This window comes from Spirosoma sp. KNUC1025, assembly GCF_045160025.1.
GTDB lineage: Bacteria > Bacteroidota > Bacteroidia > Cytophagales > Spirosomataceae > Spirosoma.
Genome location: NZ_CP087139.1, coordinates 6,107,303 through 6,134,160, shown reverse-complemented (window position 1 = coordinate 6,134,160; position 26,858 = coordinate 6,107,303). Strand labels below are relative to the sequence as shown.

Sequence of the window (26,858 nt, the reverse complement as noted above, 5' to 3'; positions counted from 1 at the left end):
CCGAATAGTAGTTCTTCCTGAAGCTGATCTGGGTGAATTGGCGCCAAAAGGGTATTTTGGCCAATGAAACGACTTATTACTCGTAGACAATCGAAATAATCTGGCGGAAACCGATCATGCTCGATTCCGGCGACTTAATTAACCATTTTTATGCAGGCAACAACCGTAGCGGGCAAATCGAAACCAGCCGCTTTTACCGAAAGCAAATACCTGGTCACCCTGGTCTTTGTTACATCGCTCTTCATGTTTTGGGGGGTCGCAATCACCATGGGCGATGTGCTGAATAAACACTTTCAGCATGTGTTAAGCCTCACCAAAACACAGTCTGCCTTTGTCCAGTTTGCTATTTTCGGTGCCTATTTCGTGATGGGTATACCCGCTGGCCTGTTTATGAAGCGGTTTGGGTATAAAAATGGCGTGCTATTGGGGCTTTCGCTGTTTGCCACTGGAGCGTTTTTGTTTGTACCAGCCGCTGCGGCCGTTTCCTTTACGTATTTCGGGATTGCCCTGTTCATATTAGGGTGTGGCCTTTCCACCCTCGAAACCGTAGCCCACCCCTTTGTGGCTTCGCTGGGCGATCAGCGTACCAGCGACCAGCGTATTAATTTCGCACAGGCTTTCAACGCGTTAGGCGCTATCATTGGCCCGGCTATCGGATCTTATTTTCTACTACGTAACAATACCGAAGGAAGCACAGACCTGACTTCGGTGAAGACATTATACATCGCCATTGGTGGGGTTATCGCGACGATAGCCATCCTGTTTTCATTCGTAAAAGTGCCTGCTCTGAACGATCCGCATACAGTAGTCGATCCTGAAGCCGAGAATGTTGATACCGAGCCGGGGAAACCCCTTGTCGCCCATAAGCATTTTGTTTGGGCCGTGATTGCTCAGTTTTTTAATGTGGCCGCGCAGGGCGGTACGTGGGCCTTTTTCATTAATTACGGCCACGAGAAAATGGGATTTTCCGACGCAACTGCGGGCAATTACATGGTGCTGTTTATGGGGCTTATGCTGGCCGGTCGGTTTGTTGGTACGTTCCTGATGCGATTTATTGCCCCACACACCTTGCTGGCTGCCTTTGCTGCGGGCAATATACTGATGTGTCTTATTATTACGCAAAGCTTCGGCTGGCCTTCGTTTATTGCGTTGCTGATGCTCAATTTCTTCTTCAGCATTATGTTTCCGACGATTTTTAGCTTGGGGCTAAAAAACCTGGGAGCGCATACGCAGCAAGCGTCATCGTTTATTTCGATGGGGGTAGCGGGTGGGGCGGTTTTCCCGTTTCTGATGGGGATGGCTGCCGAACACGACGTAGCTAATGCGTACTATTTGCCGATTATCTGCTATACCGTCATTTTCCTGTTCGGGGCAAAATTCTATAAAGTAGAATAAGCATTGGTCATTCGCTTCGCTGTCATTTGGCATTGGTCATATCCAATATCCAGTGACCAATGACAGCGAAGCGAATGACTACTGACCAGTTAGACTTCCAACTTCTTCATGTACTCGGCATCATTTTTCAGACTAGCCAGCGAGGACTCAGGATATTCTTCCTGCTCCACGAGGTAGTATTTGATGCCGCTTTTCATGGCCGCATTCAGAGTCTTTTTGAAATCGACGCTTCCTTTACCAAGGTCATTCTGAACGGGCTTGCCATTTTCTTTCTTGTAATCCTTAATATGGCAGAGTTCGTAGCGCTTGCCGTATTTTTTCAGGTGCGATTCGGTATCTACCCCTGCTACGTCGATCCAGCACAAATCCAACTCAAACATTACATTTTTCGGGTCGGTGTTTTCCAGCAGAAATTCCTGCGGTAGCTTGCCATCGAGAGGCATGAAGGAATAATTGTGGTTATGGTACCCGAATTTCAGCCCTGCTTTGTTTGCCTCTTCACCTACCGTATTAAACTGATCGGCAATTTTCTTCCATTCATCCCAGGTTTTTTGCGGACCAATGAATGGGCAGAGAAGATACGTCAGGCCAGCGTCGTGCGCCATTTCGATGCTCTTCTTTAGTTCGTCGGGCTTATCGGCCTGGCCCCGGTAATTAAAATGCGTACTTACCATCTTCACGCCCAGTCCATCCAGAAACGATTTGATTTCTTTGGGAGCCATGCCCCACAGAAAACCCTGCTGTCCAGCGAAACTTTCAAACTGTGTGTAGCCCATCTGAGCTAACTGGGTCATAACACCTTTAGGATCTTTGGGCAGTACGTCGCGAACGCTGTAGAGCTGAACACCAAACGGATTAATTTTTTTAGCCGGAGCATTCAGCAGTACATTGGCCAGAGAACTGGTTTGGGCAAGGGCAAGTGTACCGGCAGCTACAAGGCCGGACTGTGTCAGGAAATCCCGTCGTTTCATGGATTGAAAAAATTTACGGATTGAAAACGTAAAGATAGAAAGTAAAGGGAGAAAGGAGGAAGGGAAAAAGGATAGAAAGAATGCGATGTGAACCCGTATAAAAAGTAGAGTGCTCCCTTCATGACCTTCTCCCTTTCATCCCCTTCCTCCTTTCTCCTTATCTTTGCAAATGACGTTTTCCAAATTATATCTGCAATCCGGCCGCGACGAAGCGGTTCGGCGGTTTCACCCCTGGGTTTTCTCGCGGGCTATCAGTCGGTACGAAGGCGACCTGAACGATGGCGACGTAGTAGAAGTGTTTGACAGTAAAAAGAATTACCTCGCTACCGGGCATTACCACGATGGTAGCATTGCAGTACGTATTTTCTCATTCGGAGCAACGGCGGGTGGCCCTGTTACGCCTGATTTACCGTATTGGACGCAGAAACTGTCGCGGATTCGTGCGATTCGACAGGCTATTATAACCAACGGCCAGAGCGCCGGACCGACAGACTGCTATCGGCTTGTTCATGGTGAGGGCGATGGCTGCACGGGCTTGATTGTGGATATATATAACGGCGTAGCGGTAGTACAGGCCCATTCCATTGGTATGCACCGTGAGCGGGATCTGATAACAGAAGCGCTGAAAGCCGTTTTCGGTGACGAACTAAAGGCTGTTTACGACAAAAGCGCGGATACACTGCCCGACGAATATGGCGCTACCGTAACGAACGGTTATCTGTTCGGCCGGACGCCCGTACCGCATCCTGTGCAGGAAAACGGCAACACCTTTCTGGTCGACTGGATAACCGGGCAGAAAACAGGGTTTTTTCTGGATCAACGTGATAACCGGGCTTTGCTGGGGCTGTTTGCTCAGGGTAAAAAGGTGCTGAATGCGTTTTGCTATTCAGGTGGTTTTTCGGTCTATGCCCTTAAAGCCGGAGCCAGTTCAGTTCACTCCGTCGATGTATCGCAGAAAGCGATTGACCTCACCAATCAGAACATAAAAGCCAATTTCGGCGAACAGGAAGAGCGGCACGAATCGTTTGCCGATGACGTAATGCATTACCTTAAGGCTCACGATCATCAGTACGATGTAGTGGTGCTCGACCCACCGGCTTTTGCCAAAAGTTTGTCAGCCCGTCACCGGGCCGTGCAGGGCTATAAGCGGCTGAACGCGGAAGGATTTCGCCGGGTAGCCAAAGGCGGAATTTTATTTACGTTCTCGTGTTCACAGGTAGTAGACCGGGAATTATTTTACAACACCATTGTGGCGGCTGCCATTGAAGCCGGGCGGCAGGTTCGGGTACTGCATCATTTGAGCCAACCTGCTGATCATCCGGTTAGTTTATTTCATCCGGAAGGAGGCTATCTGAAAGGATTGGTATTATGGGTAGAGTAGGGGATGCCTTTTTTCCCTTACCATATATATACAACCTTACTAGGTTTCCGCTAATTTTGGGTCACAACCGGCGTCCCGGCCATTCTTTTCGTATAACTCGATTACCTATATAGCTACTATGGCTGAATTAATTCGAATGCCCAAGATGAGCGACACCATGACCGAAGGCGTCATTGCGGAGTGGCACAAAAAAGTGGGCGACAAAGTAAAATCCGGCGATGTACTGGCCGAAGTCGAAACCGATAAAGCAACCATGGACCTTGAGTCGTACGAAGAAGGTACACTGCTGTACATTGGTGTCGAAAAAGGTGCATCTGTGCCGGTAGATGGCGTACTGGCCATCATTGGTGCCGACGGAGAAGATTATAAGGCCCTGCTTAATGGGTCTAGTGGCGGAAGCCAGGAGGCTCCTCCTGCGCCTAAACCAGAGCCTGCTCCTGCCCCGGCCAATAGCGCAAGTGGCGAAGTAGCCACAAAGTTGCCGGATCAGAAAGCAATTTCTGCGGCCCCAGCTGAGCAGGTAAACGCATCGATTATCCGGATGCCAAAAATGAGCGACACCATGACCGAAGGGACCATTGTGGCGTGGCATAAAAAAGAAGGCGATACGGTAAAATCGGGCGACGTACTGGCTGAGGTTGAAACCGACAAAGCCACGATGGACCTGGAAGCCTACGAAGAAGGTACATTGCTTTATATCGGCGCAAAAGAAGGGTCGTCAGTCGCTGTTGATGACATCATTGCTGTTGTTGGCGAGAAAGGTGCAAACTTCAAGGTTTTGCTTGACGGTGGCTCAGGGGCTCCGGCATCGGGCAATCAGGCGGCCACGGGCGAAGGGGGCAGCACTACTGCTCAGCAAAACCCGCAAGCCGATGTACCTGCCGATGCCGATACGGATCTGTCGTACGGTGGTGGCGCAGGTGATGTGTCTGAATCGAATGGACGGCTAAAGGCATCACCCCTGGCAAAACGCATTGCGGAAGATAAAGGCATTAATCTGGCTCAGGTTAAAGGCAGCGGTCCCGAAGGTCGTATTGTGAAGAGTGACGTAGAGTCGTTTGTGCCCGGAGCCGCTCCGGCCGCGAAACCTGCAGCACCGCAACCGGCCGCTCAACCCGCCCCGACACCCGCTGCTGCGCCTGCTCCGGCGGCCGCTCCATCGGTGCCCGTACCGGCCGGCGAATATGAAGATATTCCGGTCAGCCAGATGCGCAAAACCATTGCCCGTCGGTTGAGCGAGAGTCTGTTTACCGCTCCGCACTTCTACCTGACCATGGAAATTACGATGGACAAGGCGATGGAATTACGCGGTACGGTCAATGCGGTTAGCCCCGTTAAAGTATCGTTCAACGATTTCGTGATCAAAGCGGCTGCCTTGGCGCTCAAACAGCATCCAAACGTTAATTCGTCGTGGCTGGGCGATAAAATTCGGAAGTATAAATACGTCAATATTGGCGTAGCGGTTGCCGTCGACGAAGGGTTGTTGGTGCCGGTAATCCGTAACGCCGATCAGAAAACGCTCTCGACGATTTCGGGCGAAGTGAAAGATCTGGCAGGCAAAGCGAAAGAGAAGAAGCTTCAGCCGAAAGATTGGGAAGGCAGTACGTTCTCGATCTCGAACCTCGGTATGTTCGGCATCGATGAGTTTACGGCCATCATCAATCCGCCGGATTCGTGTATTCTGGCTATCGGTACGATCAAGCAGAGTGTGAAGTTTGAAGGCGACGTAGCGAAACCAACGAACGTTATGAAAGTGACGCTCTCCTGCGACCACCGCGTTGTGGATGGCGCAACCGGAGCTGCATTCTTGCAAACGGTTAAGCAACTGCTCGAAGATCCGATGCGGATGTTGGTATAAAAAAGGAGAAACGGGAAGAGGGGAAAGAAAGGGAGTAAGTGGTTTTATCCATCCTCCCTTTCTTTCCCCTCTTCCCGTTTCTCCTCTAAAAAACTATACCGTTGCTGGTTCCAGAGCGGCTTGTAATTTTTGCTCCAGTACGTTTCTTGGGACAGCACCGATAACTTTATCAACCAGTTGGCCTTTTTTGAAAATCATCAGGGTTGGAATGCTGCGGATACCAAATTTCGCTGGCACTTGTGAATGTTGGTCGACATCCATTTTAGCGACTACGGCTTTGCCTTCGTACTCGCCGGCAAGTTGTTCGACAACAGGGCCGATCATCTTACAGGGACCGCACCATTCGGCCCAGAAATCTACTAAAACGGGTTTGTCTGAATTTATAAGATCGTTGAAGTTCGCGTCGGTCGCTTCTACGGCATGTGATCCTGCTGCCATGACTGAAATGAGTTTATTTGTTGAACTTGTTTCATGCACATAAACCGTTTTCAGCACGTTTAGTTCCGAATCTTACGCCACCTTGCATGTTACGCCGTCTATTGTCTAAACGAATAATTACAAATTGACTCAATAGAATCCGGGTGGCGTAGGTAACCCCATTTCTGGTTTTGCCAGATAAATAACGGGATCGAAAATAAGCAGGCTGCCTCGTGGGCTGACCAGCACGTTTTCGTCGTGCAGGTCCTCTACCAGAATACCCAGATCAGGATTGTAATAATTATCGGCTTTTCGGCGATAGAATCCACGTTTAGCCATTTCTGTCTCAACTTCCTTGCGGTCGGCGCCCCGAATGGCAAGCAAGGCTTTTTGCCTGATGACAGGCTGTAGCTCATCACCAACCAGCATAAGCCCTTCAAAATGAACGGCTGTTTCAGGAAAGAGCCAGTTATGGAGTACCAGGCGGTGGAAATACTCCAGCCAGTTTGTATGGTAAAGCAGATTGTTACGCTTGATAAAGTAGCCGTTCTGCTGATACAGTTGGTGTTCTCCGCCTTCTATTTCACCAAAAGAAAACCAGTTCTTGGTGAAATCTGCTTCGTTTAACCAGAGGTTCGAAGTGTCAGCCCAATTTTTGAGAGCAACCGTTTCCTGTGGGCGAATTATTTGGTATAATTCCCAGCGTTCGTCGCTGGTTTGCGGCTCTTGGTAGCCAATCGCTGTAGCTGTTTCATGGACTCCTCTGGTGAGAGCAAGGGCTGCTCGGAGACTTCCTTCTCCAGGCGTTTGCTCTGCTGCTTGTGGTAATCGTTCAGGTCGATAAGATCGTTGTTCATAACCCTGTGATAGCATTTATGAGGGAACTAAGTTCTGCATTAAGACGGTGATGTGCAAATTACGCCACCTTGCATGTTACGCCGTCTATTGCTTCAAGTGCCCGCAGGAACGTATTGGCCGGAAACACTTTTAACGTGCGCGACTGTAAACTGACTTCAATTCGTTCAATCGGGTCCACTACGTTCAGCGACAGGGTACAGGTGCCGGGGTGCGCAGCAACAAGGTCGTTGATCTGTGAAACCAGTTGAGCATTCAGCGCATCCAGCGTGAGCGATACCCGGATTTCTTTACAGAATTTCTCGCGCATTTCCGTCAGTAGCCGAATCGTTGTGGGTTTAAACTCAAGCTGATCGGAATTCCAGCGGTTTTGTGTTTTACCCGTTATGTGCAGGAAGCGGCCCACATCGATATACTGACCGAGCCGAACGTAGTCGTCGCCAAAAAGGGCCAGTTCAATAGCCGTACTATAATCTTCGATCTTGAAAATACAGAACGGGTTTCCGTTTTTGGCGATTTTCGTCTGCATTGACGAGACAATCCCAGCCACCTTGATTTCAGGTGATTTAACCTCGAAAATCTTGTCTAACGTACAGTTACAGAACCCATCCAGTTCAAGCTTGAATTCGTCGAGCGGGTGCCCGGTGATGTAGAAACCTACTACGTCTTTTTCAAACTTGAGCTTTTCGATCTGATTCCACTCCGGCACAATAGGCGCTCTGGGGCGGGCAATCATTGGCTCTCCACCCGTTAGCGACCCAAACAGGGATTGTTGTGCCGCTGCCTTCTCGGCGTGGTAATTGTTGGCATACCGGATAACCTTATCCAGAAATGGTGACGTATCGCCCTCGGCCATTTCAAAATATTGCGCCCGGTGGTATTCGTCGATGCTGTCAAAAGCGCCCGCGTAGGCCAGCGATTCCCACGTTTTTTTGTTGACGGTCCGCAGGTTAACCCGAATGGCAAAGTCAAAAACATCCTTGAATGGCCCGCCCGCCATGCGTTCCTCAATAATAGCTTCCACAGCCGCGTCGCCTGCGCCTTTGATGCCACCCAGCCCGAATCGGATTTCACCTTTTGCATTTACGCCGAATACGCGCTCCGATTCGTTTACATCCGGCCCAAGTACGGGAATGCCGATGTTTTTACACTCTTCAAGGAAGAACGTAATTTTTTCGATGTTCCCTAAGCAGCTCGTCAAAACGGCTGCCATGTATTCGGACTTATAATAGGTCTTTAAGTAAGCCGTCTGATACGCGACGAAGGCGTAACAGGTTGAGTGCGACTTGTTGAAGGCGTAGGACGCAAATGCTTCCCAGTCGGTCCATACTTTCTCGCAGATTTTCAGGTTCAGTCCATTGGCGGCACAGCCATCCATGAATTTCCCCTTCATTTTGTCGAGTACATCTTTCTGCTTTTTCCCCATCGCCTTCCGCAGTACGTCGGCGTCGCCTTTGGTGAAATTGCCGAGCTTCTGCGACAGCAGCATCAACTGCTCCTGGTACACTGTAATGCCGTAAGTATCAGCCAGATATTCTTCCATTTCAGGAAGGTCGTATTTGACTTCTTCCCGGCCGTGTTTACGGGCAATATAATTCGGAATGTAGGCAATTGGGCCCGGTCGGTAAAGGGCGTTCATGGCAATGAGGTCTTCGAAGCGGTCAGGCTTAAGGTCCTTCATGTGCTTTTTCATGCCGTCGGATTCGAACTGGAAGATAGCGTTGGTCTCGCCCCGCTGGAACAGTTCGTACGCTTTGGGATCATCCAGCGGAATATCGTCAATGCCCGTTTCAACGCCATTGACGAACAGGCCACCGTGGTTTTGCTTGATGAGTCGCAGGCATTCCTTAATGATGGTCAGGTTGCGCAGCCCCAGAAAGTCCATCTTGATTACACCCGCGTCTTCAATGACTTTTCCTTCGTACTGGGTGATAATCAGGTTGGTATCTTTCGACGTAGAAACCGGCACAATGTTCGACAGGTCGTCGGGCGCAATAATAATACCGGCCGCATGGACACCTGTGTTCCGTACCGTACCTTCCAGCCGACGCGCCTGCTGAAGCACGTTCTGCACCTTTTCAGTATCGATCAGCTTCATGGTTCGGCCTACCGACTGATCGCCGGATTCGAGCGCCCGCATCCGCTTTACATTCTCAACCTCGTCGGGTTGAATGACGCCAGCCAGTCCTCCCGGTCCATCGATCGGATCTTCAAAAATCCGCCGGAGGGTCATGTTGTACGTTGGCTTGTCGGGGACGAGTTTCGCCAGCGCATTGGCATCGGCCAGCGGCAGGTCCATGACCCGGCTAACGTCTTTAATTGCCGATTTGGCCGCCATCGTACCGTACGTAACAATAGCCGCCACCTGCTGTTTGCCGTATTTGTCGACTACGTAATCGATTACCCGCTGACGACCTTCATCGTCAAAATCGGTATCGATATCGGGCATCGACTTCCGGTCGGGGTTCAGGAACCGTTCGAACAGCAAATCGTACTTGATGGGGTCGATGTTGGTAATGCCGATGCAATAGGCCACCGCACTCCCGGCGGCACTTCCCCGGCCAGGCCCGACCATTACGCCGAGGTCACGACCCGCTTTGATGAAGTCGGCCACAATGAGAAAGTAACCCGCAAAGCCCATCGTTCTGATGGTAAACAGCTCAAAGTCAAGGCGTTCCTGAGCTTTCTGGTCAATTTCGCCCCAGCGTTCTTTAGCTCCCGTAAAGGTCAGGTGCTTAAGGTACTCCCACTGGTTCAGTACGTCGTCGGCATGTATCTGGAATTCCTGTGGAATCGGGAAGTTCGGCAGTAAAATATCGCGCTTTAGTTTCAGCACCTCTACCTTATCGACAATCTCATTGGTGTTGTCGATTGCTTCGGGCAGATCATGAAACAACGTGCTCATTTCCTGCGTGTTCTTGAAGTAGAACTGATCGCTGAAAAAGGCAAAGCGCGTGTTTTTAGGCATGGCCTCTTCGTCATTGAATTCCTTCATCGACGGAGTGCTCTGTTTCTCGCCCGTGTTCACGCAGAGCAGAATGTCGTGGGCTACCCAGTCGTCGCGGTCGACGTAGTGCGAATCATTCGAGGCAATGATCTTGACGTTGTATTTGCGGGCAAACTTAACCAGCACCTCATTGGCTTTGATCTGGTCGGGGATTTCATGGCGTTGTAATTCAACGTAATAATCCTCCCCGAAGCGGTCGAGCCACCATTTGAATTCAACTTCGGCGGCTTCTTCGCCTTTTTTCAGAATCGTTTTGGGGACAATGGCGCCAATGCAGCAGGTCGTTGCAATCAGCCCTTCTTTGTATTTATCGATCAGCTCCTTCGTTACGCGCGGATACTTGCCGTACAGCCCTTCCATATACCCTAGTGAGCAGAGTTTCGCCAGGTTTTTGTAGCCCTGCGGGTTCTTGGCGAGCAGCAACTGATGATATCGAATGTCCTTTTGCTCTTTCGTGAACTGTTTCCGGGTATGGTCGTCCACTACGTAAAACTCACAACCTACAATGGGTTTGATGCCCTGTTTACTGGCTTCGGCCACAAACTCAAATACGCCAAACATATTGCCGTGGTCGGTAATGGCCACAGCAGGCATGTTATCGCTTTTTGCCTTCTTAATCAGCTTTTTGATATCAGCTTGCCCATCAAGCAGCGAGTACTGGGTATGGCAGTGGAGGTGTGAGAATTGCATACGTATGAACTGTCTGAACCAGGATTTATAAGATTTTCCTGATTTTCGGGATTGTGTTCCTTTGGTAAAAATAGGAAATCCTGAGGGTACACAGGTGGTAATAGGAGGGAATTTAGACGATTATTTGATAAAAGCCTGATGCTGAAAGTGATTCGCCGACGAATGTGTCGGCACAAGTGTACTCGCTCCCTTACCCGCTACATGTATGAAATCTCGACGATTCAAGGAGTCTATTGTGTTCAGATAAAAGATTTTACCTGACGTTGTTTGCAGAAAGCAATGCTTACTCAACGCAAATAAATAGAACCGGCTTAGAAAAATACGCATTCCTTTAGATAGTCAGAATATAATTTTCTAAAATTCTAATTATTATTTTATAAATTTTGTTTTCCATTTGTAAGGTAAAATATTAATTGGCATTAATGACGAAAGTGCAGAATGTGTTAGGTGTCATTTAGAGCGCCAGCAGCTACTTTTTAAATCAATATATATTGAATAAACCGTGCGGGGCGTTTGATAGATGATTTGACAATGTCAACCATCGACTAAACTAACCTATGGCTATATCGTACGCCGTCCGGACGTTCCGGAATCTGTTTATCATCGCTCTTGCTGTAAGTTCGTTAACGACGGCCTGCAAAAAGTCGGGCGGGTCTGACCCCGAAATTGACCCCCGCGATCAGTACGTGGGCACTTATGCGGGTACGTATCGGAATACCATTTACATTGTTGCCGACATATTTGGGGAGCCTAGATCAGGCACCGCTAGAATAAACGTTACGAAAGGATCAAATCCGAAAGAGATTTACATTGAGCTGGTAACTACCGGCGATATCAACGGAGATCGGACGCTGAAGGTGACAGCCGAACTGGACGGTGTGAATTATACAGTGATCGACAAAAACACGGATAGCATTCCCATCGGCAACCCGGTGACCTCCGATTATACGGCATCGGGTGTTTTTGATCCCAACACCAAGCAGTTTACGTACGCATCCGTTGCCAATGCATTGCGTAACGGAGCGCAGTATAAGCAAACCTACGAGATTTTAGGGACGAAGCAGTAGGTACACCACACAGACGAACACCGGTAGATTGACGGAAACTGATTCTTTTGGCTGTGATCATTTATTGAATTCCAGATATGAAAAGTCTGCTAACCGTTTGTCTGCTTGTTACGTTTCAACTCGTTCGTGCTCAGGCGCCAACCTCGCCATCGGCGGGAGCAATAGTGTCTACGCCCGAGCGAATGGCTTCTTTATCGGTCGACGAAAAGGCCGTTCTGGCCGTTGAAAAACAACGTTTTGACGCACAGATAAAGAAAGATTACGCTGTGCTGGACCGCGTTCTCGCTGATGATCTGATTTACACGCACTCGAACGCCAATACCGATAATAAGCAATCGTACATTCAATCGATTCGGGAGGGCAAATCGAAATACGACGCCATTTCTATTGAGGAACAAAAGGTGCGGGTTTATGGCAATACGGCTGTTATCAACGGAACCTGTATGATCAAAGCCATGAACAACGGCGAGACCATCAATACCCACGTAAAGTACACCGACGTATATGTGCGCAATGGTAGTCAGTGGCAAATGGTAGCCTGGCAATCGATACGTTTGGCAAAATAGGGACAGAAGGAGGAGGGGGAGTAAAGGGACGAGAGGGAGAATGAGCATAAAGTTTTTCCTCTCGTCCCTTTACTCCCCCTCCTCCTCCCCTAAACTTTCAAATACTCCCTCAACTCCGTAGCGTCCTGTGCATTCATGCGGCCAGCCAGTACCAGGCGGAGCTGCCGCCGACGTAACGCGCTCTCGTACCGTTCTTTTTCGGCGTCTGTTTCCGCAATGACGGCGGGTACTTCAATTGGGCGACCACTCTGGTCGACGGCTACGAAGGTGTAAAAGGCACTGTTGGTACTGACCCGGATGCCCGCCGGAATATCCTCGGCCCATACTTCGATAAACACTTCCATCGACGAGCTAAAGGCCCGGGTTACCTGCGCTTTCATGGTCACGATGTTGCCAAGCCGGATGGGTTCGGAAAAGGATACGTTATCGACAGAGGCCGTTACTACAATCCGGTTAGAGTGTTTTTGCGCGGCAATGGCAGCCGCAATGTCCATAAAGTGCAGCAGCCGCCCACCCATCAGGTTGTTCAGTGTATTGGTGTCGTTGGGGAGTACCATTTCGGTCATCACCGTCATGGATTCACGGGCGTATTTGGGTTGCGGCATAGGGTATAGATATCAGTTAATCAGCTAGTAAAACAATACGTTGGTACGTAAACAGGTTGCAAAAAATGACGGAGCGGCTAACTCACCATCACATCGATGCGTTCAGCACAGGACAAAGTTTACTCCGAACAAGTTAAGTTGATCTATTCTGCTTGTTATTTCGTTTTAAATTTGTCTGATAACCATAAAGAATAGGATAGAAGCTATGGAGCGTCTGGTTGACTATTTCGAGCACATTCCGTCGTTGCACCGAAGTCTGATTCTGGTGGGTGGCATTACGTTGTTCTGGCTGATCGAAAGCGCCGTTCCGCTGTTTGATTTTGCCCGCCGTACGCTTGGCTATCGAAAAATCCATCACGCAGGCATCAATCTATTCTTTACGCTGACCACAATCGTCGTCAATTTTGCGCTGGCTTTTATTCTGCTTCGCACTAGCGACTGGGCCGTACAGCATCAGGTTGGCTTACTACAGTGGATTCAGTGGCCGTTGTGGACTGAAGTTCTGACAGGCTTGCTGGGCATGGATCTGATTGGGGCCTGGTTGCCGCATTGGGTGCAGCACAAGAATAAATTTTTGTGGCGATTTCACCTGATTCACCACAGCGATGCGTATGTCGATACAACAACGGCTAACCGGCATCATCCCGGCGAAAGCGTTATCCGGTTCGTTTTTACTACGTTGGCTGTGCTCTGTATGGGTGCGCCCATGTGGCTGGTTTTTATGTACCAGGCCTTGTCGGTTATGCTGTCGCAGTTTAACCATGCCAACATTGAGTTGCCGCGCTGGGCTGATCGGCTGCTGGGTTTGTTTATCGTAACGCCAAACATGCACCATGTGCATCATCACTACGTCCTGCCTGTTACAAATACCAATTACGGCAACATCTTTCCCTACTGGGATCGACTGTTCGGTACGTATCACGAAATGGCTGGCAAAGACCTACACTATGGGATCGACACGCACCCGGACCCGACCGAACATTCGCGTATCGGCAATCTGCTGAAAATACCCTTCCAGCGGTACCGGGCCCCTATAGGCGAGAAAGACAGGCCGGAAAAAGTATCGCAGCAGATGTGAAGAAGCATAGTTGAAATAGTGAGGATGTCGCCTGTTGGGCGCGAGAAGGACAGGCTGACTGTTAGTCACTTATTTAAATGTGATTAATTGTTTACTGAACCTTACTGCTGATATTTGGCAACAAAATAATTTTAGCCTCGTTTTAGCAGTAAATCATTTCATTCTCTCCTAACTTAACTCAATCATGTTATTCACACACAGCCTGGGTAACGGGCAGAAGTGGGGCGCCGTCGCCATTCTTTTCACAGCCCTGACATTAGCATTCACTGCCTGTAAGAAAGAAGATTCCGCTCCGCCAACGGTCCAGACCATTACGGAGCAGATTAACACGAACTCCAAGTTTACCTTACTGAAAGCTGCCCTTGCCAAATCGGGCCTGGACGTTACGCTGGGTTCGGCCGGTACGTATACGCTACTCGCCCCAACGGACGATGCGTTCAAAGCATTTGGCCTTTCCAGTGAAGCCGTTATTGGCTTAGCCCCCGCTGAACTGGTGAAATCGGTGATGCAATACCACGTACTCGGGACCAAACTGGAATCATCAGCGATTCCCTCGGCCATAAATTCACCTCAGCAAACCCAGTTCCCGTTGGGTTCCGTTTACTTCTCCAAACCGGTAGCGGTAACCACTTCGGCCGGGTCGACAACAACGGTATCCGTCAACGGGGCGCATGTTCTGGAAAACGGTACGCAAGCCAGTAATGGCATCATTTACCCAATTGACCGCATCCTGCTGCCACCCGTTTATGGCGATATTCCGACTACGATTTCGCAAATCCCGACAATTTATGCGTTGCTGGCTCCCACGGCAGGCGTTTCGTTTAAATTGCTGCAACAGGCTGTCGCCAAGGTCGGTACGGGTATAAGCAGCGCATTGACTGCCACAGGCCCCTTAACGGTTTTTGCGCCAACTGATAACGCCTTCAAGGCATCTGGCTTCGATTCAACCGCTATTGCCAAGGCACCTGTTGCTACGTTGGCGGCCGTATTAAGTTACCATGTTTTGAACAACAACCGCGCCTATACACCCATTCTGACAAACGGATCGAGCCTCACTACGTTGCAGGGCGGGACGATTACGGTAGGTACAAGTACAACGGCGACAACGGTTACGGGCAAAAGCAATGGTGGCACGGCTTCGAACATTATCGGGCCAGACGTTACCGCCAGTAATGGCGTAATTCAGATAATAGACAGGCTTTTATTGCCGTAGTAGATAGTTTAATGAGTATTCCAACAGCCCGAAAGTTCGAAACTTTCGGGCTGTTTTTTTTGAGGCTGACTGAGGAGATAGTACTACTGAACAGACTCTTTTTTATGGGCTATCAACTGATTCAGGCGGAATCAAAACCCTATTCTGCCTGTTCTGTTTATAGAGGAGAAACCCTGTATTCGTTCGCAATTTGTCGGGATCAAACTACGTGATTGTCCGCAAGACTTTCGACCTTTGGGACCTTGATATGTGACTTTATCGAATGGCTAAACCACAAAAAAAACTTTTTCTGTTAGATGCGCTGGCACTCGTTTACCGCGCTCATTTTGCTTTTAGTAAAGCGCCCCGCATTTCATCGCGCGGGATCAATACCTCCGCTGTATTCGGCTTCATGAATGCCATGATTGAGGTGTTGACGAAAGAAAAACCTACCCACATCGGTGTGGCATTCGACTCGGCCAAGAAGACATTCCGCCACGAGCAGTTTCCGATGTACAAAGCCACCCGGCAGTCGCAGCCCGAGGATATAAGCGTAGCTGTGCCCTATATCAAAAAGATTGTGGAAGCTATGCATATTCCCATTCTGATTCTGGACGGGTATGAGGCCGACGACATCATTGGTACGATTGCGAAAAAAGCTGCACTCGCTGATTTTGAGGTGTATATGATGACGCCCGACAAAGACTACGGGCAACTGGTTGAAGAACACGTTCATATCTACAAGCCTGCGTTTATGGGTAAACCTGCCGAAAAGCTGGGCGTAAACGAAATTCTGGAACGCTGGCAGATTGAACGTATCGAGCAGGTGACTGATATGCTTGGGCTGATGGGCGATTCGGTGGATAACATTCCGGGTATTCCTGGTGTGGGCGAAAAAACCGCACAGAAACTGATCGCCGATTTTGGATCCGTTGAAAACCTCATTGCCCGTGCCGACGAGCTGAAAGGAAAACTCAAAGAAAATGTCGTCAACTTTGCGCAGCAGGGATTACTCTCGAAGCAATTGGCAACGATTCATCTGGACGTACCTGTGCCATTTGATGAGAATATGCTGCGGCATACCGAATACGACAAACCCCGGCTTTCGGCGCTGTTGGACGAACTGGAGTTTCGGCAGATGAAAACCCGCCTGTTAGGGACCGATTACGACGAAAAGCCTCTGCCAGCCGCGTTCAAAGCACCAGAATCCGGTCAGATGAACCTGTTCGATTCGCCGGGCGGCAATGCGCCAGCCTTCATGCCGTTTCCGAACATGAGCGCTGTCAACCCATCAGGCGCCGACGATCTGCCTTTTGATTTTGGTACTGCTGAAGCTCCGGCCAAACCGAAGCCTGCAAAAACAAAATCGACGCCAGTTCGGGTACCAGCAGCATCAGCGACTGAAGCGACACCCAGCAACGTAACGAATACGATTACGACCGATGACCAGCCGGGTACGGAAGTGACCGAGAAACCGGAAGCGCCGGCTTACCTGGACGTTTATCCCGATTACGAAATTGACGAAAACCAGCCTGAGCGTCGAAAAACGATTCTGTCCGTTAAGCACGACTATCGGTTGGTTGATACGCCTGAGTTACGGGCGAGTCTGGTTCATTATCTAAACCTACAGGAAAGCATCTGTTTCGATTCCGAAACGACGGCCATTGACCCGGTTGAAGCCGATCTGGTCGGGATGTCGTTTGCTTACCGGAAAGGGGAGGCTTTCTACGTTCCGGTTCCTGCCGACCGTGCCCAAGCGCAGGCCGTTGTCGATGAGTTTAAGCCGGTTTTTGAAAATGCGGCCATCAGCAAAATCGGGCAGAACCTGAAATACGATCTGCTGATGCTGAAAAAATACGGCGTGGAAGTACAGGGCAAGTTGTTTGATACGATGATTGCGCACTACCTCATTGAGCCGGAAATGCGCCACAATATGGACATGATGGCCATGACGTATCTGAACTACAGCCCGGTTGAGATTGAATCGCTGATTGGAAAAAAAGGAAAAGGGCAGCTGACCATGCGGGATGTCGACGTACAGAAAATAGTCGAGTACGCGGGTGAAGATGCTGACATTACGTTGCAGCTTAAAGAAACCTTCGCCCCCCGTCTGGAGAAAGATAGTCTGTACAAGTTATTTGAACAGGTTGAAATGCCTCTTGTGCGGGTTTTGACGGACCTCGAACTGGAAGGTGTTGCCCTTGACACCAACGCCCTGGCTGAACTCTCGGCTACGCTTGAGATCGATATGCGGCAGGTACAGCAGGAGATTTTCGACATTGCCGGTGAGTCGTTCAATATCGGTTCACCGAAACAACTGGGTGAAGTACTGTTTGAAAAACTGAAGCTCGATAAGAACGCGAAAAAGACCAAAACGGGCCAGTATGCCACCGGCGAAGAGATATTATCGAAACTGGAGGCCGAACATGAAATTGCCCGCAAGATTCTGGATTACCGCGAGTTAATCAAGCTCAAAAATACGTACGTTGATGTACTGCCGACGCTGATCAGTAAACGTACCGGCCGGATTCATACGTCGTTTAATCAGGCCGTAGCGGCAACCGGACGGCTCTCGTCGGTAAATCCGAATCTGCAGAACATCCCGATACGTACCCCGCGCGGACAGGAGATTCGCAAGGCGTTCGTACCGCGTGGTCCTGAGTTTCTGATCATGTCGGCCGACTATTCGCAGATCGAACTCCGGATTATGGCCGCCTTCAGTGGCGATCAGACGATGCTGGAAGCTTTCAACAATGGCGTTGATATTCACACGCAAACAGCCAGCAAGGTATTTCACGTACCAATCAGCGAGGTGACGAACGATATGCGCCGGAAAGCCAAGACGATCAACTTTGGTATCATCTACGGAATTTCGTCGTTTGGTCTGGCGCAGCGGCTGAAAATTCCACGGAAAGAAGCCGCTCAGATCATCGATGACTATTTTGCGGAGTTCCCGGCTGTTAAGGGGTATATCGACCAGTGCATTGAAAAAGCAAGGGGGTTTGGGTATGCCGAAACGATTCTGGGCCGCCGTCGGTATCTGCGCGACATTAACTCCCGTAACCAGACCGACCGGATGTTTGCCGAACGGAACGCTGTTAACGCACCGATTCAGGGGAGTGCCGCCGATATGCTCAAAATCGCCATGATTCGTATTCACGAATTTATGTTGCAGGAGCGGCTAAAATCGAAAATGATTCTGACGGTTCATGACGAACTGGTTTTCGATGCGCACCGCGATGAAATAGACCTGCTTCGTGTTCGGGTAGCCGACATCATGAAACACGCAATTCCAATGGCCGTACAGATGGAAACCGGCATTGGCGTTGGCGAAAACTGGTTGCTGGCACACTGATTTCAGGCGCTTTTTGCACGTATCATTATTCGGCGTAGTCAGAGACTACGCCGTTTTTGTAGGCGCCTGTCTGTAGCATCGTCATCTTTATACTACGTCATAAATTATATCTTGCATACGTATTTGCCCTAACTCCCTCTCTGTATGCAACTAATAGCTACACTCCGTCTCACTAATGTAATCGCCTTTATTTTTTGGCTAACAACAACTACAGCTTTTGCCCAAACCAAAGCCGAAAAGATTGACGCCCTCGTTCGTCAATATGTAGCGAATCGACAGTTTAATGGCGCAATTTTAGTTGCCGATAAAGGGAAAGTTATTCTGAAAAAAGGCTACGGAATGGCCAATATGGAGTGGAATATTCCGAATTCAGCAAGCACCAAATTCCGGCTCGGTTCAATTACCAAGCAATTCACATCCATGCTCATCATGCAATTGGTAGAGCAGGGCAAACTGAAGCTAACTGGCAAGATCACAGACTATTTGCCAGATTACCCCAAAGCGACTGGAAGTAAAATAACCATTCACCATCTGCTCACGCATACGTCCGGAATCCCGAGCTATACCGGCTTTCCGAAGTTCTTTGAAACGATGAGTCGTGACCCATACACGCCGGAAGCCTTTGTGAAGAAATTCTCCGGCTTGCCGCTGGAGTTTGAGCCCGGTTCCAAGTTTTCGTACAATAACTCCGGCTATTTTCTATTGGGGGTGATTATTGAAAAAGTTACCGGCAAGCCCTACGCTGAGGTGCTGAAGGAAAATATTCTGACGCCCTTAGACATGAACGACACTGGCTATGATTTGGCCGGACCACTTCTTGCCAAGCGGGCATCCGGCTATGAGAAACGTAGTGAGGGCTACGTAAACGCACCGTATCTGGACATGTCGATTCCGTACGCTGCCGGGTCGCTGTATTCAACGGTTGAGGATTTACACCGCTGGGATCAGGCTTTGTACACGAATAAGCTATTGGCCGACACTACGTTGAAAGCGAAGATGTTTACGCCATTTTTGAACCATTATGCCTACGGATGGGACGTATCGAACATCGCCGTTGGGCAACTGAAGGATAGCCTGCTGCTGATTGAGCACAGCGGAGGAATCAACGGATTCAATACGTTGATTAGCCGGATACCCGAGGATAAGAGACTGGTCGTTCTGCTAAACAATACGGGTGGTGCACCGCTGGGAGCGATGCGGAAAAATATTCTGAACATACTGTATAACCAGCCGGTCGAAGCGTCAAAAAAATCGATTGCTGAACTGGTTCGGAAATCGTTGCTAGCCGAATCCGCTGAGGAAACACGGCAAAAATTTAAGATCTGGCGGGGCGGCAAAGCGTATAATCTTGACGAAGACGAAATGAACAGCGTGGGGTATGAACTCATGGGCGACGGCAAGGTAAATGAAGCACTTACGGTGTTCACGCTTAATGCTGAGGCATTTCCGGCGTCTTATAACGTATATGACAGTCGTGGAGAAGCTTATATGAAAATGGGGAATAAAGCCGCAGCCATTCAGGATTACAAAAAATCGGTGGAGCTAAATCCGAAAAATGTCAACGGCTTTGCCAAACTGAAAGAACTGGGTGTAGCTGTTGAAGCGCCTAAAGACATGATGGTTGCGGTTGATACTACTACGTTACAGTCATACGTAGGCAATTACCAGTTAACACCTGCGTTTGCCATTGTCATAACCCGCGAAGGAGAGCAACTATATGGGCAGGCAACCGGCCAACCTCGATTTGAGTTGTTTGCCGAGACGAAAACCAAATTTTACCTCAAAGTGGTTGATGCTCAGATTACGTTTAAAAATAACGATCAGGGGGAGGTGGAACAGCTCGTTTTGCACCAGAACGGGCAGGATATACCCGGCAAGCGCGTTCAGAAGAGCCAGTAGCCGCTTTGTCGAGTAGTTGTGGTGTCGGCTTCTGAAAGTGGTGTCGGTTTGAGAAACCTCGCTCTGTCAGGTTTAAGAACCTGACAGCACTACTCTATGCGGCTCGTCAATAATACCCGATTAATTGTATCGGCTAACTAATAAATTAGAACATTCGTAGAGAAGGGAACAAACTTGCACTTTTTTATTTGACTGGTAGAATAGTTCTCATTTTGGAGATGCTATTATGAGTTTTCCAAGTTCGGTAAACCATTCGCTGTCAGAAAATAAAAGCTGTGATGAAAAAAAGTTTGTTACCTCTTGCCGTAGGAGGCTTCGGAATCGGAATGACCGAATTCGTGATGATGGGCGTACTGCCTGATATTGCGAATACGTTACACATCTCGATCCCCGTTGCCGGGCATTTAATCTCATCGTATGCATTGGGCGTTGTGCTGGGCGCCCCGCTACTAGTCGGCATCGCCGGAAACTATCCGCCTAAGAAGATTCTGCTGGGCCTGATGGCTCTGTTTACGTGTTTTAATGTCCTCTCAGCATTCGCTCCCAATTACGAAATCATGATGATCACCCGCTTGCTATCGGGCTTGCCACATGGTGCATTTTTTGGTGTAGGGGCCGTTGTCGCCAGTCGTTTGGCCGGTAAAGGAAAAGAAGCGCAGGCCATTTCGATGATGTTTGCCGGGCTTACTGTTGCCAACATCATCGGCGTACCGCTCGGCACTTATATTGGTCATACCCTAAGCTGGCGCATCACTTTTGTGCTTATTGCCGCGGTTGGGTTAATCACAATGCTTGCCATTCAAAAAATGCTTCCGGTAATGCCGGTAGTAGGCGAGTCTAACCTCCGGAAAGATCTGAAATTGTTTACACGTGCTGAACCCTGGTTGATTCTGGGTATAACCGCTATCGGTACGGGGGGACTGTTTGCGTGGTTCAGTTACATCGCCCCTTTGCTGACCGAAGTGGCTCAGTTTAGCAGCAATCAGCTCACCTGGATTCTGGTGCTGGCTGGCTTGGGAATGGCGGTTGGAAATCTGATTTCGGGCCGTACAGCCGATCTGATCTCACCCATCAAAGCAACGGCTCTGTTTCTGTTGCTTATGGTCGTTAGCTTAACGGGTGTTTATTTCGTCGCTACGTTCAAGATCCCGCTTCTAGTCATGACGTTTATTACAGGCGCTATTGCTTTCTCGCTGGGCGCACCCATCCAGATTCTGATGATTCGGGCCGCCAATGGTTCCGAAATGCTGGCTTCATCGGTTAGTCAGGCTGGGTTTAATATCGGCAATGCGCTGGGTGCTTATCTGGGTGGATTGCCAATTGCTGCCGGGCTTGGGTATACCTCGCCCGAATGGGTAGGAGCTTTACTGGCGTTCAGTGGATTTATGTTGGCGGTAGTCGTGTATTTCAGGCAGAAAAACGCGGCTGACACGGTTCACGAAGAAGATTCTGAAGAAGCCATCACCTATGAACTGGCAACTGGAAATTAAGCCAAAACCGGTCAGACAAAAATTCAACTAGTGTATTAGCGGATTCCGTACCTTGCGGAATCCGTTTTTTGTTTTAACCACCTTACCCTTCATGAATTTTCTAGCCATCGTTTTTGTCCTGGCGATTATCGTCATCTATCTCTCCGTCGTTATTGTGCAGCAGGGCACCGTAGCGGTCATCACCATTTTTGGCAAATATGCCCGCGTGATGGGGCCGGGACTGAATTTTAAGATTCCCTTTATCGAAGTCATTTACCGACGTATTTCAATCCAGAACCGTTCCGTTGAGCTGGCGTTTCAGGCAATTACAGCCGATCAGGCCAATGTAAATTTTAAGGCTATGCTGGTTTATTCGGTACTGAATCAGCAGGAAGAAACGATCAAAAACGTAGCGTTCAAATTCATCGACGAAGCGTCGTTTATGCAGGCGTTGATCCGCACCATCGAAGGCTCGATTCGGAGTTTTGTGGCGACCAAACGGCAATCCGAAATTCTGGCGCTACGTTCCGAAATCATCGAACACGTAAAATCCCAGCTCGATACGCTGCTCGAAAGTTGGGGTTATCACCTTACTGACCTGCAACTAAACGATATTGCTTTCGATGAAGTTATTATGCGCTCCATGGCGCAGGTGGTAGCTTCCTCAAACCTCAGAGCTGCTGCCGAGAACGAAGGACAAGCGTTGCTGATTACAAAAACTAAAGCCGCGGAGGCCGAAGGGAACGCCATTCAGATTTCGGCGGAGGCCGAGAAAAAGCGTCGCAGTTGCGCGGTCAGGGCGTAGCGTTGTTCCGGGAAGAAGTAGCCAGAGGGATGGCAGAGTCGGCCAAAGTGATGAACGAAGCCAAGCTCGATGCGTCGCTGATTCTGTTTTCGATCTGGACAGAAGCTATCAAGCATTTTGCGGAAAACGGAAAGGGGAATGTTATTTTCCTGGATGGCTCAACTGAAGGCATGGATAAAACCATGAAGCAATTACTGGCCGTTGAGAAAATGAGCACTATTCCTGAAATAGCGACCATTACAACGCCCCCAAGTTCCCGCAAATCCTGAGGTTTACACGCTATTTAGTAAATGATTTTTTGCAGCATCTGATACAGATACTGCAACGCTAACTTTAAGAATTGCCGGGCTTTAGCCTGACAAAGTACCATATTATCAGTCCCGTCAACCATTCCTGTATTTTTTGTCGATAACATTTATAAATGTTCTATCATTGTGATATCATTATGATAGCAATCTTTTAATCACTCACGACAATGCAGGAAAAGAAGCTTACATCCGTTTCGGGTTATCTGTTTGTACTGCTCGCTCTTATTTGTTTCGCGCTGGCTGCACTTTTTGCGATGTACTATACGCCCGTTCTGCCGTTTCTGCTGGGGCTGACTGGCCTCTTTATCATAAAAGGAATCATCGTTATATATCCGAACGAAGGGATAGCCGCTACTTTTTTTGGCGACTACGTTGGTACGATCAAAGAAACCGGACTGCGCTGGGTGAATCCGCTTTATAACAAAACAAGAGTTAGCCTTCGTGCCCGGAACTTGAACGGGTAACAACTGAAAGTAAACGATAAGATGGGCAATCCCATTGAGATCGCAGCGGTCGTTGTCTGGCAGGTAGCCGATACAGCCAGAGCCCTCTTCGACGTTGATAATTACGCTAACTTCGTCCAGATTCAATCCGAAGCCGCCGTACGATTTCTGGCCAGCTCACACGCTTACGACAATATGGAAGATGAACACGAAGTCGTTACGTTGCGCGACAATACTGGCCAGATCAACACATTTCTGGAGCAGGAACTTGACGCTCGACTCGGTCAGGCCGGTGTGCGTGTCATGGAAGCCCGGATTAGTCATCTTGCCTATGCTCCTGAAATTGCCGGGGCCATGTTACAGCGTCAGCAGGCTACGGCCGTTGTTTCGGCCCGTAAGCAGATTGTGGAAGGAGCCGTGGGTATGGTCGAGATGGCGCTGGCCCGCCTGGCTGAAAAAGACGTAGTACAACTCGACGAAGAACGTAAAGCCGCCATGGTCAGCAATCTGCTGGTTGTTTTATGTGGTGAAAAATCGGTAAGTCCGGTTGTTAATGCAGGAACATTATATACATAGAAGGAGGAAGGGGAGTAAAGGGAAGAGAGAGGAAAGGTCACGTACATTTATAGTTATTTACTTCCTCCCTCTCTTCCCTTTACTCCCCTTCCTCCCTTTTTTTATGGCTTCAGAAAAAAAAGCATTTGTCCTTCGAATTCAGCCTGAAACGCTGAAAGAACTGGAACGATGGGCACAGGAGGAGTTTCGGAGCGTGAATGGCCAAATCGAGTTCCTGCTCAATGATGCACTACGGAAACGTAGAAAGCATAGCTCCTCGGCTCCGGATGAAGAACGGTCCACATTGCCTGAAAACCCGGAGCCTGATTGTTAGTTTGGCTTACTGTTCTGCGTCTTGGCTGAAGCAGTACGGGCATCTTGCTGCACTAGAAAATTATAATGGTCAACCAGAATCAAACGGCCAATGGTGGTACGCGTATTGATGTTGTGTGTGATTACAAACTCCTGCAACTTCTGGTCATAAGCGTTCATAAGAGGGTTATACACATCCGTATAAAAACGGCTCAATGGCAGTAAGTGTCCCGCATCGTGGACGAAATAATCGAAGTGATCCGTATTTTGAGCCATTGTTGCCTGATCCGCGTAATTGGCTGGATGCCCAAACGCTCGTTTAAACAATCCATGCGGACGTGTTAACCGACGAACTACGGTCAGGGAGCCATCCATACATACTTCATAAAATGCCCGCATAGCGTGATTGCTGTTTTCCGGCACTCCAACTTCGATAGACTGGAAGTCCCGCTGTTTATGCTGTGTATCGTCGTACCACCCAAATGTCGACACCTGATTTGCCGAAAACGTAGCCAACCGCCCGTTTGATTGACGAACCATGACTATATCTGCCAGCCAGTTGAATGATACCTCACCGGCTAAAACATCCTTATTCCAGAACGTTACCTGCCCGTTGTGCCAGCTTATTTTTTGTCGTGCTGCTTGGCTATGAAAAGTACAAAAAAAGACGCATATAATTATTTGTAAGGATACGTAAATCGTTTTCATGATTTTTTACAATAGGTTGAGATATATATAATTCTGTAGACTGGCCGATTTAGTTAATAACTAAGATAGTCCTGTTCCGAAATGCAAGATAATGAATTGACAAATGCCTAGTTTTCAGCTGAAAAATCGTCCTATAAATCTTTTTTTGACTATCTGTAGATAGGATAGAACGTAGAGAAGAAAAGAAAAAGAATATTCTATTTTTCGTTTATTAATTGAAAAAAAGCAATGAATAAAGATTTATTATACGGCCTTCAGTAGATAGAAATTTATTTTGCTATATTGATATAATACAAAAAGATACGCCCAAGTTGGGCGTATCTTTTATTTTCTTCAGAAATTAAGCGGTAAACTTACGAATCGGAGGTTGTCACGAACTCACCAATCAATCGGACCCCTTCCAGCGTTAACGACGGGACTATATCGACGAAGGCATCGCGTAACGATGGAATTCGTCCTGATAGCCCACCCGTAGCTACAGCTATACAATCGCCTTGTAATTCTGACTGAATGCGGGTCAGTAGCGAACGTACCAAACCTTCATAACCCAAAACCACACCCGCCTGAATGGCATGAGTGGTCGACGTACCAAGGGCAGAAGCGGGAACCTCAATCGGAACTTCAGGAAGTTGGGCCGTATTAGCAAATAAGGAACGTATAGCCGTTTTCAGACCCGGTGCAATGGCTACTCCCAGCATTTTGCCGGCACCCGATACGGTTGTAAACGTTAGGGCAGTACCAAAATCCACGACCACACAGGTGCGCTGATAACGTATGTAAGCGGCCAGTGCATTGGCAACCAGATCGGCGCCAATCTCGTGCGGCCGAATAATTTCAATAGGCAAAAGTGGATACACACCCGGTCCGACAACTATGGGTGCAAAGCCAAAAAGTTCGGTGAGCATCGTACGCATGGTAGGCGTCAGTCCCGGTACAACACTGCTCAGAACGGTCGTTTTTACAGCACTTAGTGGGATACTGGCTTCCAGTAACCAAAGGCGCAAGCGTCGCTCATAGGATTCAGCTGTTTCTTCACGCTGTGCGGCCGTTCGCCATATGTATTGCCAGCTAGTTTGGTCGTAAAGTCCGAAAACGGCGTCGGTATTGCCAATATCAACGATAATTTGCACAGGAGCGAAATGTAGACGTTTGTCGGGGCGAAATAAGGAGAAAAATGGCAGATTCCCGCGAAACGAACCATCTCATTCACTGTATTCGGTCTACATGATTTTCATAACACTGCTTTTCGAGGCTGTGTAGTCATGAAATCTTTTAGATAAAAGGGTTCAAAAGTCACCAGATTTTCAAACTGGCCGGCCTTATAAGCAGAATAAGCCAGTTGTCCTACGGTTCGGGCAGAGGGCACTACGTTTACAGTCGGAAACAGAGCATTAGGCTGCTCTGCCAATAGTACCCGGCATTTTTCGGCACCATCACCAAAAAAGACCACCGGGCCCTGTGTCAGCCACTCCTGAAAGGAATGGCTATCGATAATCTGGGCGGACGTAGGCAGTAGTTCTTGTCCTTCTGTGGTATAAAGTGCACAATAAACTTCCATCCGGCGGGCATCAATCATCGGGCAAAGGATGTAGTTAGCCGGAAAATACGCCCGGATTTGTTCCATCATTGCGGTCAACGTATTGACGGCTAGTAGTGGCTTATCCAGCGCAAAACAAAGCCCTTTGGCCGTTGAGACACCAATACGTAAACCAGTGTATGAACCTGGTCCCTTCGCTACTGCAATGGCATCTACCTGATTCAACTTGAAACCGGCCTGCTGCACTACGTCGTTGAGCAGCGTTGTCAGCATGGCCGAGGAAGTACGTTCTGTGAATAGTTCGTAGCAGCCAAGCAAAACGCCGTCCTTGTGCAATGCAACCGAACAGGCGGCCGTAGAAGTGTCGAGGGAAAGAATAAGCATG

General features: G+C 48.9%; 19 protein-coding genes and 2 pseudogenes. 13 read left to right on the top strand and 8 right to left on the bottom strand.

Going from position 1 to position 26,858, the window contains the following annotated elements:
- The first annotated feature begins 150 nt into the window (after positions 1-150).
- Positions 151-1,395 carry an L-fucose:H+ symporter permease gene (gene fucP, locus LN737_RS26845; protein WP_405513699.1) on the top strand — a complete coding sequence of 415 codons (1,245 nt, stop codon included), beginning with the start codon at positions 151-153 and terminating at the stop codon, positions 1,393-1,395.
- 89 nt (positions 1,396-1,484) lie between these two features.
- Here fucP and LN737_RS26840 read toward each other — a convergent pair whose 3' ends face one another.
- Positions 1,485-2,366: a sugar phosphate isomerase/epimerase gene (locus LN737_RS26840; protein ID WP_405513697.1), complete on the bottom strand. Its 882-nt coding sequence runs from the start codon at positions 2,364-2,366 to the stop codon at positions 1,485-1,487.
- A 169-nt stretch (positions 2,367-2,535) separates the two neighbouring features.
- Here LN737_RS26840 and LN737_RS26835 point away from each other — a divergent pair, with 169 nt between their 5' ends.
- Together LN737_RS26835 and LN737_RS26830 are read left to right on the top strand one after the other, a co-directional pair.
- Positions 2,536-3,747 (top strand): class I SAM-dependent rRNA methyltransferase, encoded by a 1,212-nt coding sequence (locus LN737_RS26835; protein WP_405513695.1) that lies wholly within the window; start codon positions 2,536-2,538, stop codon positions 3,745-3,747.
- A gap of 118 nt (positions 3,748-3,865) precedes the next feature.
- Positions 3,866-5,605, top strand: coding sequence for a pyruvate dehydrogenase complex dihydrolipoamide acetyltransferase (locus LN737_RS26830; protein ID WP_405513693.1), 1,740 nt, complete (start codon positions 3,866-3,868; stop codon positions 5,603-5,605).
- Between the two features lie 93 nt (positions 5,606-5,698).
- On the opposite strand, the gene trxA is transcribed toward LN737_RS26830, so the two are convergent.
- The 3 genes from trxA to dnaE form a co-directional block, all read right to left on the bottom strand.
- Positions 5,699-6,043, bottom strand: a complete 345-nt coding sequence (gene trxA, locus LN737_RS26825; RefSeq protein ID WP_405513692.1) for a thioredoxin — start codon at positions 6,041-6,043, stop codon at positions 5,699-5,701.
- Between the two features lie 129 nt (positions 6,044-6,172).
- Positions 6,173-6,895 carry a hypothetical protein gene (locus LN737_RS26820; RefSeq protein ID WP_405513690.1) on the bottom strand — a complete coding sequence of 241 codons (723 nt, stop codon included), beginning with the start codon at positions 6,893-6,895 and terminating at the stop codon, positions 6,173-6,175.
- Positions 6,896-6,938: 43 nt separating this feature from the next.
- The gene (gene dnaE, locus LN737_RS26815) at positions 6,939-10,574 is read right to left on the bottom strand and encodes a DNA polymerase III subunit alpha (RefSeq protein ID WP_405513688.1); all 3,636 of its coding nucleotides are present in this window, start codon (positions 10,572-10,574) and stop codon (positions 6,939-6,941) included.
- A gap of 557 nt (positions 10,575-11,131) precedes the next feature.
- Here dnaE and LN737_RS26810 point away from each other — a divergent pair.
- Together LN737_RS26810 and LN737_RS26805 are read left to right on the top strand one after the other, a co-directional pair.
- Positions 11,132-11,641 carry a hypothetical protein gene (locus LN737_RS26810; RefSeq protein ID WP_405513687.1) on the top strand — a complete coding sequence of 170 codons (510 nt, stop codon included), beginning with the start codon at positions 11,132-11,134 and terminating at the stop codon, positions 11,639-11,641.
- Positions 11,642-11,718: 77 nt separating this feature from the next.
- Positions 11,719-12,207, top strand: a complete 489-nt coding sequence (locus tag LN737_RS26805; protein ID WP_405513685.1) for a nuclear transport factor 2 family protein — start codon at positions 11,719-11,721, stop codon at positions 12,205-12,207.
- 89 nt (positions 12,208-12,296) lie between these two features.
- Here the strand turns inward: LN737_RS26805 and LN737_RS26800 are convergent, their stop codons facing one another.
- Positions 12,297-12,812: an acyl-CoA thioesterase gene (locus tag LN737_RS26800; RefSeq protein ID WP_405513683.1), complete on the bottom strand. Its 516-nt coding sequence runs from the start codon at positions 12,810-12,812 to the stop codon at positions 12,297-12,299.
- Between the two features lie 205 nt (positions 12,813-13,017).
- Here LN737_RS26800 and LN737_RS26795 point away from each other — a divergent pair, with 205 nt between their 5' ends.
- The 8 genes and pseudogenes from LN737_RS26795 to LN737_RS26760 all read left to right on the top strand — a co-directional run bounded on the left by LN737_RS26795 (position 13,018) and on the right by LN737_RS26760 (position 24,250).
- Complete coding sequence (locus tag LN737_RS26795; RefSeq protein WP_405513681.1) at positions 13,018-13,890, top strand: sterol desaturase family protein; 873 nt, start codon at positions 13,018-13,020, stop codon at positions 13,888-13,890.
- A 184-nt stretch (positions 13,891-14,074) separates the two neighbouring features.
- Entirely contained in the window at positions 14,075-15,103 is a 1,029-nt protein-coding gene (locus LN737_RS26790) for a fasciclin domain-containing protein (RefSeq protein WP_405513679.1), read from the top strand.
- Between the two features lie 262 nt (positions 15,104-15,365).
- Complete coding sequence (gene polA / locus LN737_RS26785; protein WP_405513677.1) at positions 15,366-18,437, top strand: DNA polymerase I; 3,072 nt, start codon at positions 15,366-15,368, stop codon at positions 18,435-18,437.
- A 144-nt stretch (positions 18,438-18,581) separates the two neighbouring features.
- The gene (locus LN737_RS26780; protein WP_405513675.1) at positions 18,582-20,336 is read left to right on the top strand and encodes a serine hydrolase; all 1,755 of its coding nucleotides are present in this window, start codon (positions 18,582-18,584) and stop codon (positions 20,334-20,336) included.
- Positions 20,337-20,614: 278 nt separating this feature from the next.
- Complete coding sequence (locus LN737_RS26775; protein ID WP_405513674.1) at positions 20,615-21,826, top strand: MFS transporter; 1,212 nt, start codon at positions 20,615-20,617, stop codon at positions 21,824-21,826.
- Positions 21,827-21,917: 91 nt separating this feature from the next.
- A pseudogene (locus LN737_RS26770) lies at positions 21,918-22,879 on the top strand (SPFH domain-containing protein).
- A gap of 206 nt (positions 22,880-23,085) precedes the next feature.
- Positions 23,086-23,937: pseudogene (locus tag LN737_RS26765) on the top strand (SPFH domain-containing protein).
- 103 nt (positions 23,938-24,040) lie between these two features.
- Positions 24,041-24,250 (top strand): ribbon-helix-helix domain-containing protein, encoded by a 210-nt coding sequence (locus LN737_RS26760; protein WP_405513672.1) that lies wholly within the window; start codon positions 24,041-24,043, stop codon positions 24,248-24,250.
- Here LN737_RS26760 and LN737_RS26755 read toward each other — a convergent pair.
- The 3 genes from LN737_RS26755 to tsaB form a co-directional block, all read right to left on the bottom strand.
- Entirely contained in the window at positions 24,247-24,768 is a 522-nt protein-coding gene (locus tag LN737_RS26755; RefSeq protein ID WP_405513670.1) for a hypothetical protein, read from the bottom strand. The two genes, LN737_RS26760 and LN737_RS26755, sit on opposite strands and share 4 nt — an antisense overlap.
- A gap of 521 nt (positions 24,769-25,289) precedes the next feature.
- Positions 25,290-26,066 carry a type III pantothenate kinase gene (locus LN737_RS26750; protein WP_405513668.1) on the bottom strand — a complete coding sequence of 259 codons (777 nt, stop codon included), beginning with the start codon at positions 26,064-26,066 and terminating at the stop codon, positions 25,290-25,292.
- A gap of 101 nt (positions 26,067-26,167) precedes the next feature.
- Complete coding sequence (gene tsaB, locus LN737_RS26745) at positions 26,168-26,857, bottom strand: tRNA (adenosine(37)-N6)-threonylcarbamoyltransferase complex dimerization subunit type 1 TsaB (RefSeq protein ID WP_405513666.1); 690 nt, start codon at positions 26,855-26,857, stop codon at positions 26,168-26,170.
- Position 26,858: the final 1 nt, after the last annotated feature.